A 9386-nucleotide genomic window follows, 5' to 3' on the forward strand; every position below is an offset into this window, starting at 1 on the left:
CCCCGTGGCCGCCCAGCCCTCCTCGATCCGCACCGCCGGGATCGACTCCGCCACTTCTGAACTCGACGCCCTCGATTGCCGCGTGGCCGCACTGCGGCTGCGTGCGCAGCCCGATCCCGTCGGTGCGCACGACGAAGCATGGTCGTGGATCAACGAGGTAAGCGCCTTTGTACCCTACGAACGCAATATGGCGCTTGCCACTCTGGATCCCATGCACCGCGTCGGCCGCCCCTGTGCGGAATTCGCCGACGGCCAAAACATCTTCGGTGTCGCCAACACCACCACCAACCCGGTCGTCGACCGGCTCATGCGCGCCATCCTCAGTCTCTGGCAGCCTTGGCACGGCAAGCAGTGGTCGGCCGCAAGGCCACCACCTTTGGCGTCGGCTGGCTAGTAGTCGACACCCTCGTGACACGTCATGCTCGGCCTGCGTATTGTTCGAAACCTGATTTCAACGCGTCCCGCCTGGCGAAATCGCCACTTCATCGGCATTACAGGATTTTCAGACGGGCTCGGTGATAGCGATGTAGACGCAGACCGATCTGCGGACGGGAGAGGTGACTTTGTCTTCTCCTCTCGTGCTCGGGCTTTGAGGAGTGTGTAACCGACATCTCACCCCGGTGAGGCATACCACCTCCGCACTCCGTATGGCAGTAGCCGCGAGATCGCCCTTCCCATGCTCGTCCTGAGTCCGGCACCGAGTCGTTCCTTTGCTGCGATATGTGTGCCTGGCCTGATTTAGATTGAGATCGCCCGCAGCGCGCCGGGGTGGCGGCCCGCGATCTTGTCCAACGCGGTCGCAGTGGCTTCGTCGGCCGGGAGGTAGACGAACAACTGCTGGTCGTCCTCGGCCGGGAGATCGAGGGTTTCGTACACCAAGCGCAGCGAACCGGTCTCAGGGTGTTCGACGCGGGTGGTGCCGGTCGCGGCGGGGAGGTTGGGGACGGTAGCGACACGGCGCGTGAATTGCTCACCGGCCGCGATCTCGAGTTGATCAGCCAGGGCGGCGGTGGCCGGATCATTGCGGAAGGGGCCTTGTTTGAGGTCGGCGACTTTGAGGTCGGCGATGTGTTCCCAGTCCGGGTAGAAGTCGTGAGCCCGGGAGTCTCCGAAGATGAAGGAGGCGAGGTTGGCTGTGGACGGATCGTCGAGCACGCCGGTCGGTGCCATCAGGCGGTGGTAGCCCTCGGTATAGGCCAGAACATCGCTGAGGCGGTTCACGACCACCGCGACCGCTGGTTCCAGATGTTCGAGGATGGCGCGGACCGTGGGACGAACGGACCGTGCAGGGCCTGCGTTGCCCATGCAGCTGAAGCCCGCGTCAGCCGTTTTGGTCAGTCGGTACAGGTGGATGCGTTCGCTTGGTGCGAGATGTAGTGCGTTGGCGATGGCTGAGAGCACTGACGGGGACGGGCGACGGTCACGGCCTTGTTCGAGGCGGATGAGGTACCCGACGCTAACTCCAGCCAGGGTGGCGAGTTCGGCACGACGCAAACCGGGCGTGCGGCGTCGCGGCCCGGCAGGCAAACCGACATGGGCAGGTGAGACCGCCTCGCGTCGGCTGCGCAGGAACAGGCCCAACTCGTTGTCGGTCATTTTCGTGCTCCTTTGCGTCCTGCAAGGTTCATTCCACACGCTATGAACCTGACCAGGTCGGTGACTGCCTGCACAGCAGCACTCAACCAACACCTCGTACCTAGAGAGTGTGTAACCAACATCTCACCCCGGCCAGCAGCGCTACCTCTTCGCGACGCAATCCGGGGACGCGCCGATTGCCACCGAAGACAGGTAGTCCTGCCCGATCGGGCGTCAGGCGGGCCCGGCGAGAAGTCGGGAATTCGCGGACCTGTGCGTGGTGGTCGTCCATGTTCTCCACGGTAAACGCGTTGCGGTGGTCGATGGGGGTACTGCGGTTACCTGGAAGAGCCGTCACTGTCGCGCTCGCGTGAACCGGCGTGTACTCGATTCCATGACGATCACCACCGAGGAACCGCCGGGGCGGGCCGCGCCATGGCGAACCGGTAGATGCTCGCCCTGTGGGTAGTAACTGAGAAATAGCAACCGAGGGCAGGAAGGGTCGTGCTGATGGAGAAATTGACGAAACAGCCGTCGGGGAAGGGCCCTGAGCAGTGGTTCACCGGCGAGGTGTGGTTCGACCAGATCTACCAGGGGCGAGAACCGTCCCGAGCACGGGTCAACGCCGTCCATTTCACCCCGTGTGCACGCACGGCCTGGCACACCCATGCCGTGGGGCAGACCCTGCACGTGACCGAAGGCATCGGAATCGTGGCATCCCGTGACTGTGAAGTGATCGTGATGCGCCCCGGCGACACCGTCCACACCCCACCCGGGCAGTGGCATTGGCACGGCGCCGTCACCGACCACTTCATGACCCACCTGGCGATCTGGGACGGCACCGGCGACCCGGACGTCGCCGAAACCGTGTGGGGCGAGCACGTCACCGACGACGAATACCGGCGCGCCGAGACCCATCGCACCCAACCCTGAACGTCCACGCGAGAAGGGGCCACACGATGACCGACGATGCCGCCAACCCATGGTTCCGCCGAGCCGAAAAGGCGGGCATCGGGCGTGTCCGCGCCGACGGGGTCGAGCGCGATGTCACCTTCACTCCGCTGGACCCCACATCCAGTGCCCACGCTCGGATCGACGCCGCCTATCACGACAAGTACGACATCTACGGGCCGCAGATCGTCGGCTCCGTCGTCGGCGAGCACGCCACCCGAGTCACCCTGCGGCTCGATCCGCAGATCCACAAACAACCCTGACCAGAACTGAGGATTCCCATGCGAGCGACCTACATGTACGCCCCCGGCGACGTCCGCGTCATCGACGTCCCCGACCCGGTCATCATCGACTCCACCGACGCGGTGGTGCGGATCGTGCGCAGCTGTATCTGCGGCTCGGACCTGCACCCGTATCACTCCATGGCCGCCAGCGACCAGGGCAGCCCGATGGGGCACGAAGCTATCGGTGTCGTGGAAGACATCGGCGCCGACGTCACCACGGTGCGCAAGGGCGACCTGGTGATCACCCCCTTCGCCTGGTCCGACGGCACCTGCGACTTCTGCCGCGAAGGACTGCAGACCTCGTGCCGTCACGGTGGCTTCTGGGGCGGGGGACCGGTCGGCGGGCTCCAAGCCGAAGCCGTGCGAGTGCCGTGGGCTGATGGCACGCTGGTCGCGGTTCCGGTCGAGGAGAACTCCGCGCTGATCCCCTCGCTGCTGACGCTGTCCGATGTCTACGGCACCGGTCACCACGCCGCGGTGAAGGCGCGGGTCGATCAGGACACGACCGTCACGGTGATCGGCGACGGCGCGGTCGGGCTCATGGCCGTCCTCTCGGCCCGGCAGCTCGGTGCGCAGCGGGTCATCCTGATGGGTCGCCACAAGCAGCGCACCGATCTCGGTCGTGAGTTCGGCGCGACCGAGGTGGTGGCCGAACGCGGTGAGGAGGGTATCGCCGCGGTGCGTGAGCTGACCGGCGGCGACGGCACCCACGTCGTCATCGAAGCCGTCGGCCACATGCCCGCCTACGAGCAGGCCATCGGTGTCGTGCGACCCGGCGGTGTGATCAGTCGCGTCGGTGTTCCCCAATATTCCGACGCGCCAGTCGGTTTCGGCACGCTGTTCGGCCCGAACATCACCCTCACCGGCGGTCCCGCCCCGGCCCGCGCCTATATCGGCACACTGCTGCCGGGTGTGCTCGGCGGCACGGTCGAGCCCGGCAAGGTCTTCGACCGCGAAATCGGTCTGGACGAGGTCGCCGACGGCTATCGCGCCATGGACGCCCGCGAAGCCCTCAAAGTCCTGCTCCGCCCCTGACCACGCCCGCACGAGAAGACATCTCGTTTCGTGGAGCGCTTCATCGATGGATAGTCCGGACAATATTGTCGTATGGCGCGCAGTACCCGCATCGACGGGTTCGAGCTCTACCATCGATACCGATGACTGACAGTCAAGTGGACGGGCGCACGCTGCGGTACCGGCATCGCCGACCCGAATTGCTGGCCGCGGCCACGGAGTACGTGCTCGATCACGGCATCGACGACGTGTCCTTGCGGCCTGTCGCCGCCGCACTCGGGGTATCGCACGCGACGCTGCTGCGTCACTTCAACTCGAAAAACGAGCTCCTGCTGCACATCGGGGAAAAGATCCGCAGCGACTTCGTGCGGTCATGGCAGCAGGACGAGCACTTCAACACCGCGACGTCGGCTGCCGAACTGGTGCGCATGGTGTGGACGAGGTTGTGTGAGCCCAAGGAACAACGTCAGTTCATTCTGTTGTTCCAACTGGTCGGCCGCGTGGCGCGCATTCCTGCCGAGGCGGACGCGCTGGCGCCGTCGATCGTCGACGACTGGCTGACTCCGATCGAGGAACGTTTATGTGCCGATGGTTGGCCTGCGAGTGAGGCGCGCAGCCTTGCCACCCTCGTCTTGGGGCAGATACGCGGACTGCAGTTGGACTTGCTTCTGACCAGAGATCGCACTCGTGTCGATGCCGCGTTCGACGCGGCGATCGCGATGATGCCCCGACCTGGGAGGCCTTGACACGGTCGGACCCGATCTCACGCCGACATCGGAATAGATGCCGTACCAATCGGTTTGTCTAACCGATTGGTACGGCTATGATCGCGCGGTATGCGGACCGACGAATACCGGAGCTTCGATGCACTGGGTCTAGCTCAACTTGTCAAAGCCGGCGAGGTGACCTCGCGCGAGCTACTCGACGTCGCGCGGCGGCAGGCTGAAACGGCGAACGGCCGCCTCAACGCGATCATCCGATTCATGGACGCCGAGGCAGATCGCCGCGTCGCCCAGGAATTGGTCGGCCCTTTCGCCGGTGTCCCGTTTCTGATCAAGGACATCGCGCAGGACTACGCCGGCTTGCCCAGTAGCAGCGGGTCTCGCTCGCTGGCGCGGACCCCGGCCCTAGAGCACTCGACGGTGGTGCAGAGATGGATCGATGCGGGCCTGGTCATCTTCGGAAAGACCAACACTCCCGAATTCGGCGCCAAAGGCGTCACCGAGCCCGAACTGTTCGGTCCCACCCGCAACCCGTGGAATCTTGATCGATCGCCTGGCGGCTCGTCCGGGGGTTCGGCCGCGGCGGTGGCCGCCGGAATCGTTCCAGTCGCCGGAGCCAACGACGGCGGCGGTTCCATCCGCATCCCCGCCGCCTGTTGTGGACTCGTCGGCCTCAAGCCGGGGCGAGGGCTGCTTCCGTCGGGGCCCGATGTCGGCGAAGCCATGCACGGGGCCGCGGTCCAGGGTGTCGTGTCCCGCTCGGTGCGTGACACCGCCGCGATGCTCGACGTCCTCAAAGGCGGCGAACTCAGCGGTCCCTACCTTCCTGCCGTTCCGGCCGAGACGTTCCTCTCGCAAGTCGGTGCCGACCCGGGGCGGCTGAGAATCGGAGTCTGCGTCTCCTCGGCGATCAACTCCTCGCCCCATCCCGAGGCTCGAGCGGCTGTCGACGCCACAGTCCAGGTGCTCACCGATCTCCATCACCGAGTCGAGATCCTGGACAATCCACCGGTCGACGACCGAGGGCTGGCCCAGGATTTCCTGTTGACCTGGTTTGCCTACCTGGCGTGGGAAGTCGCCGATGCCAAGCGTCGATCTGGTTGCGGCGAAGAAGGATTCGAATTCGACACCCGTCTGATGGCTGCGCTGGGGCGGGCCTACAGCAGCGTCGAATACGTCGATGCCGTCATGCGTCGCCATGATCACGCGCGGCGGCTATCGAGCTACTTCGACAGCTATGACCTGCTGTTGACACCCACGCTGGCAGATCTTCCGCCCCGCATCGGCTCGCTCGACACACAGCGGTCACTGCGCCTGGCCGGGGAGCTGCTCTTGAAGTCGGGGACTGCGGGCTTTCTGCGGCATTCCGCGCTGACCGATCGGCTCATTCACAGCAACTTGAGTTGGACTCCGTATACCCAGTTGGCCAATGTGACGGGACGACCAGCCCTGTCGCTGCCACTGCATTGGACCGCCGACAACATTCCGATGGGTGTGCAATTCACCGCGCAACTGGGCGGCGAAGCGATGCTGCTGCGCTTGGCGGCGCAACTCGAAGAGGCGATGCCGTGGATCAACCGACGCCCGATTATGTAGCCGGTGAATACAGGTGTGAGCGCAGGGCTGCCGGCGAGCCGAAACCGGAATCCTTCGTAGCCGCTGCCCGGGCTCGACCTGCACTCGTGAACCGAGAAAGCGCTCCGATGATTGTCATCGCAACCAAGTTCTTCACTGTATTCACCAGACTGTCCCCTGTCGTGCTGTGTGAAGACACAATCTGAGCCATGCTCGTGCGACAACCCGTTTCTGCCTCGCTCCCGCTGACGGCTCGATTGCTCAGCCGTTGGCCACAGATCGCCGAGCGGATGCTGACCGAGGGCCTGGATGCCACGGCACCTGCCGAACTGCCCGACGGTCACTTCACCGCCGAGGTATTGCCGACGATCTACGCCTGTGGTCGGGCGGTACTCGAAGCGATCGGCGCCGACCGCGAGTTCACCCGCGCCGAGGTCACCGCGTTCGTGGCCCCGGTCGCCGAGCGCCATGCCGAGGACAGACTGCCGCTGTCGATGCTGATCAGCGCGATCCATAGATCGGCACAGGCGGTGCTCGCGGAAGCCGCAGCTGTCGCTGACCCCACGCAAATGGATGAGTTCGTCGAGGTCTTCAACCGCTTGCTCGAATTGCTGCGGCGCATCAATATGGCCGTTGTCGAGACCTACACCGAGGTCGAACAGTCGATTTACCACGCCGAGCGGGAGGCCCGGCGCGAATTGTGCTCGGCGTTGGTGCGCGGGCTGCCTGCCGAAGAACTCGCCGTACGGGCGGACACCATCCTCGCTGACCGGTACACGGTGCTGGCGATCCATGTGAGCGAACCGGCGCGCACCGGTAGCGCGGTCAACCTGGTGGCCCGGCGCCGGATTCGATTGCTGCAGCGCGCACTCTACGAGCTCACCGGCGCGATCACTCCCGCGACTTTCGATGGTGCGAGCGGAATCGCGTTGGTGGGCAACAGTTCCGAGGCCGATGTCGTCGACGCCAAGCGGTTCGGCGAGCTGGCCGCTCGGCTGTCGCAGCAGTTCGGGGTCACGGTGTATCTGGCGGAATTCTCCGGCGTGAGCCGCGACGGTATTCCGGCGGCGGCCGAGGACGCGGGCGAGCTGGCCGAGCTGGCCCGTCTTTGCGGTCACCCCGGGGGCTGCTACCGGCTCGACGATCTGTTGCTGGAGTACCAGCTCACCCGGCCGGGTCCTGCGCGAGAACGGCTGGCGCAGCGCGTGGTTCCGCTGCTCGCGAGCCCTCATCTGCTCGAAGCGTTGGAGGCCCACCTACGACATGGAGCTGATCGCAAAACAGCCTCGCGCCGCATCCACGTCCATCCGAATACCTTCACGTACCGGCTGCGCCGCATCGCCGAACTCACCGGTCTCGACCCGGCCGATCCTACGGATTCGCGCATGCTGGCAGCGTCGCTCACCGTACATCGGCTCGGCCCCTCCCAACGTCGAACCGACGCCTAGGAAGGCATCGGTACCTTCGGCCCGTGATCCCACCCCGGACAACCCGCAGCGCGGCTACTCAGCGTGGGTGACGGGTTCCCTCTTGTGTTCCTCCAGACCGAGATATTCGCGCACGGTCAGCGCTGCCCTCAATTTCCAGATGAGCCCGGGATCGTGGGAATCGAGGCGGGCGAGACGGTAGATCCGCTTCAGGCGATAGTCGACCGTATTCTGATGGATATGCATATCTCGTGCGGTGAGTCGACGATTCAAACCATTGTTGATATGCGCGCGGAGGGTCGCGACCAGTTCCGGATCTGCCGACACCGCGTCGAGGGCGGTCTCGAGACGGTCCCGGCCGGGGCCGGGGCGCGTCAGCTGATACTCGATAGCAAGGTCGTCGAAATGGTAGAGGCCGGGCGGTCGATGGAGTCGGCGTACAACGTCGAGCAGTTCGTGTCCGTCTTCGGTAGCCGATGGGATCCGGTCTCGGTCTACCTCGATCGCCACAACGACAAGTGCTGTCCGCCTGACAAGTTCACCGATTTCCTTGGTGTCGGGGCAGCCTTGGATCAGGATTGTGCCCCCGAGGTCGCTGTGCAGTGCGGACATCGGTTGTTCCACACGGGCGGACAGCATTTCGAGGAAGCTGCCGGGTGAGACCGCGCCTCGGGCAGAATTGTCAGCGGCTACTGCGAGGACCGTGTACTGGTCGGTGAGTGGAATGCCGCATTCTCGGGCAACGCTGGTGGCGTGGCGTCCGCGGAGTAGGGCGCGAGCGACGGCTTGGTGTCCGTTGCGTTGAGTAGCCGACGATGCGACCTCGAGGTATGCCTTGGAAACGGTCGAATTCACCGTGTGCATCGCGTCCATGATGTGGTTGATGTTGTTGTGGCGCAGTAATTTTGTGGCGTTGTCGTTCAGATGAAGCTGGAAGCCGGTGTGGACGAGGCGTTGGACGGTTTCGATCGGCACCCCGGTGGCGGCCCAACGCGCAGCGGCGGGGTGAAGTGCCGCTCGTGAATCGAGCGTGCGCGCACCACCGGCTTGTTCCAAGTACTCCACGACAACGGCTCGGATCTCCTCCCGCAAGACGTTGCCCTGGATACTGCGGGGAGGGATAGCGCTCAGGATCCCGTCGACGATGTGTTGTGTCGCCCGCGGAGGGCTCGCGGGCGACTCGAGCTGGGTGGGACTCATCGCGGTCTCACAGTTTGCCGGTGCCACCGATCAACCACGGGTTGAACGTGCAGTCCAGCTTCGGGTGGTTGACGGAATCGAGGGCATTGAGGGTGATGGAAGCCGCGCGCGGCGAATACATGATGGTGAGGTGGTCGGACAGGTCCTGTTCGCATCCCTCTTGCAGGGTGATATTGCGAACGGTGGCGCCCGCTCCAGCGTTGAGGAAGGTCAGGTCGTAGGGGTTAGTGACTTCGTCGTAGCGAGATCCGACTGCCGTGTAGTCGACGCCGGGAACCGTATCGCCCTGGGCGTTGAGCGTGGCGTAGAACGGGGAGCCGATAACTTGTTGAATGTTGGAGATCCCGATGATCGGTTCGTAGAAGCCCAAGATGTTGATTCCGAGGTTGTTGATGGCGCGCCCGAGTGTGGCGATTCCCAGAAGTGTTGTGCCGTGGTGGGTTGCCCCTGTCCCTGGCCATGAGAAAGTCCCCACTGGTGGCCACGTGTAGGTCACCACTGGTGGCCACCTAAAGTCCCCACCCCCTTCGGCGGGTTGACCGTGTGTCGACCCGGAGCACAGGCCCTGGGCGGTGACGGTGATAGCGCCAACTGTCACCGAGCACCAACCCAGGGAGCTCCATTGAAGTCCGAGAGGG

General features: G+C 64.6%; 9 protein-coding genes and 2 pseudogenes. 7 read left to right on the top strand and 4 right to left on the bottom strand.

The window, feature by feature from the left end:
• The first annotated feature begins 4 nt into the window (after positions 1 to 4).
• Entirely contained in the window at positions 5 to 394 is a 390-nt protein-coding gene (locus IBJ82_RS21875; RefSeq protein ID WP_194827801.1) for a hypothetical protein, read from the top strand.
• A 344-nt stretch (positions 395 to 738) separates the two neighbouring features.
• Here IBJ82_RS21875 and IBJ82_RS21880 read toward each other — a convergent pair whose 3' ends face one another.
• Positions 739 to 1596 (bottom strand): helix-turn-helix domain-containing protein, encoded by an 858-nt coding sequence (locus IBJ82_RS21880; protein WP_194827802.1) that lies wholly within the window; start codon positions 1594 to 1596, stop codon positions 739 to 741.
• Between the two features lie 124 nt (positions 1597 to 1720).
• Positions 1721 to 1867 (bottom strand): annotated as a pseudogene (locus IBJ82_RS21885) (transcriptional regulator); the annotation flags it as partial.
• A gap of 218 nt (positions 1868 to 2085) precedes the next feature.
• Between IBJ82_RS21885 and IBJ82_RS21890 the strand changes: the two are divergent.
• The 6 genes from IBJ82_RS21890 to IBJ82_RS21915 all read left to right on the top strand — a co-directional run bounded on the left by IBJ82_RS21890 (position 2086) and on the right by IBJ82_RS21915 (position 7569).
• Positions 2086 to 2508 (top strand): cupin domain-containing protein, encoded by a 423-nt coding sequence (locus IBJ82_RS21890; protein ID WP_194827803.1) that lies wholly within the window; start codon positions 2086 to 2088, stop codon positions 2506 to 2508.
• 26 nt (positions 2509 to 2534) lie between these two features.
• On the top strand, positions 2535 to 2789 hold the full coding sequence (locus IBJ82_RS21895) for a DUF2255 family protein (protein ID WP_194827804.1): 255 nt from the start codon (positions 2535 to 2537) through the stop codon (positions 2787 to 2789).
• An 18-nt stretch (positions 2790 to 2807) separates the two neighbouring features.
• Positions 2808 to 3845, top strand: coding sequence for an alcohol dehydrogenase catalytic domain-containing protein (locus IBJ82_RS21900; RefSeq protein WP_194827805.1), 1038 nt, complete (start codon positions 2808 to 2810; stop codon positions 3843 to 3845).
• Between the two features lie 122 nt (positions 3846 to 3967).
• Positions 3968 to 4570 (top strand): TetR/AcrR family transcriptional regulator, encoded by a 603-nt coding sequence (locus tag IBJ82_RS21905; protein WP_194827806.1) that lies wholly within the window; start codon positions 3968 to 3970, stop codon positions 4568 to 4570.
• 90 nt (positions 4571 to 4660) lie between these two features.
• Positions 4661 to 6142: an amidase gene (locus IBJ82_RS21910; RefSeq protein ID WP_194827807.1), complete on the top strand. Its 1482-nt coding sequence runs from the start codon at positions 4661 to 4663 to the stop codon at positions 6140 to 6142.
• A gap of 188 nt (positions 6143 to 6330) precedes the next feature.
• Positions 6331 to 7569: a CdaR family transcriptional regulator gene (locus tag IBJ82_RS21915; RefSeq protein WP_194827808.1), complete on the top strand. Its 1239-nt coding sequence runs from the start codon at positions 6331 to 6333 to the stop codon at positions 7567 to 7569.
• A gap of 54 nt (positions 7570 to 7623) precedes the next feature.
• On the opposite strand, the gene IBJ82_RS21920 is transcribed toward IBJ82_RS21915, so the two are convergent.
• Both IBJ82_RS21920 and IBJ82_RS21925 read right to left on the bottom strand, forming a co-directional pair.
• Positions 7624 to 8748 (bottom strand): CdaR family transcriptional regulator, encoded by a 1125-nt coding sequence (locus tag IBJ82_RS21920; protein ID WP_194827809.1) that lies wholly within the window; start codon positions 8746 to 8748, stop codon positions 7624 to 7626.
• 7 nt (positions 8749 to 8755) lie between these two features.
• Positions 8756 to 9196: pseudogene (locus tag IBJ82_RS21925) on the bottom strand (lipase); the annotation flags it as partial.
• Positions 9197 to 9386 lie beyond the last annotated feature (190 nt).

Source organism: Nocardia sp. XZ_19_231 (genome assembly GCF_015355705.1).
Taxonomy (GTDB): Bacteria; Actinomycetota; Actinomycetes; order Mycobacteriales; family Mycobacteriaceae; genus Nocardia; species Nocardia salmonicida.